At 61.2% G+C, this 1,362-nt stretch carries 1 protein-coding gene; it reads right to left on the reverse strand.

From position 1 onward, the window contains the following. Positions 1-629: 629 nt before the first annotated feature. Positions 630-1,043 carry a DUF4279 domain-containing protein gene (locus tag ABD844_RS40930; protein ID WP_344890956.1) on the reverse strand — a complete coding sequence of 138 codons (414 nt, stop codon included), beginning with the start codon at positions 1,041-1,043 and terminating at the stop codon, positions 630-632. Positions 1,044-1,362: the final 319 nt, after the last annotated feature.

The raw sequence follows: 1,362 nt of genomic DNA on the forward strand, positions 1-1,362 counted from the left end.
CCCGCATCACCGGGTCGCGAAGCCCAACAGCTCCGCTGCGGGCTTGCGCACCCCCCTCCCTCGCCCCCAGATCAACCTTCGGTGGCACGAAACTAGTGGTCATCGGCTTTCGGTGACAATGATCAGCCATCGCTGTCACAGGACAGAAGGCAGTACGGCCGCCGCCGTAAATGTCCCGTGTCATCGAAGGATGGCCGACGGGCTTGTGCGCACGCTGTCCGGAAGGGGAACCGGACCTTCCCGCGCGGGCTTGTACCCGGGAGGAACCAGTCGCGGATTGAACTTTGTCGCGGCACCGGGTGGACCTCGCACCGGTTTCAGTGTGAGGTCCACGCCGCGTGGTGTGGTGCGTGACTGTAGTTGCCCGCTATTTGCTGGCCTGCCCAAGGTTGACGCAGTCCTTGATGGTGAGCACTCCCGGATGATCGTGTAGGTCGTTCCAGTGCCCGATTGTCTTGTGCCCCGCAGGGGGCACTCGATCTTGACCAGCGGTTCTACCCGCTGACCAGGGCAAACATCGTAGGAAGTGGTTGATCACCTTATAGACGGTGGAGGGCGATGAGGTTCGGCGCTCAGTTCGTGCACCCCGAGGCCCTGCCCGTTACGTGCGAGCGCTCCCATCGCCAGCCCTACGATAAGTCGTACTCGTCGATCCATAGATCGGCTCCAGCTCTGTGAAGAAAACTGATGGCTTCTTCGTCAAGAACGAGCCCTCGCGGGCTGGAGTGCCCTCCCGGTTCGAACGACCGAAGCATGACCAACGTGGCCTCTGCGCCACCAGCGGTCAGCTCTCCGATTCGATCCCAGGCGCCGGCCAACTGATTCATCACGACTTTCACCTGCTCATTGAGTGAGGTGGTCTCCGCGAGGCCGGAGTCGAGTATCCAATTGTGTTGTGGTGGTATCAGGCGCCCACTCTTCCTGCCGCGTCGTGACTCCTTCGCCTCAGATCGAGTCGGCTCGACGCCCACGTACTGGGTGATCTGACCGGGATCCAGTTCATCGGACTGGATCATAAAGTAGACCTGCTGCTGGACGATCACGTGGACACGGTAGCGGTTCAAGGGTCAGCGAGTGCTTGCACGACTGGGCAGGGGCAGTCGCTTCTCCTGCTCAAGACCTTGATCGTCGTGCCATTAGCGTGCCATTAAGGGCGGTCAGCAGCGGTCAATCACGGCCACTCGCGGACTGTCCAGAGCGCAAGTCGAGGCCGTTGCGCCTGGTGATCAGACCGTTTTGCAAGCAGGCGCTCATCAGCGAGGGCCTCCAGACACACCTGGAGGTCCCGCCCGGTCTCCGTCGCTGGGTTGCGTCTGACTTCGTGATACAGATCTTGGAAAGAATCAGACAGGATCGGCGTGC

Source organism: Nonomuraea antimicrobica, assembly GCF_039536965.1.
Taxonomy (GTDB): Bacteria; Actinomycetota; Actinomycetes; order Streptosporangiales; family Streptosporangiaceae; genus Nonomuraea; species Nonomuraea antimicrobica.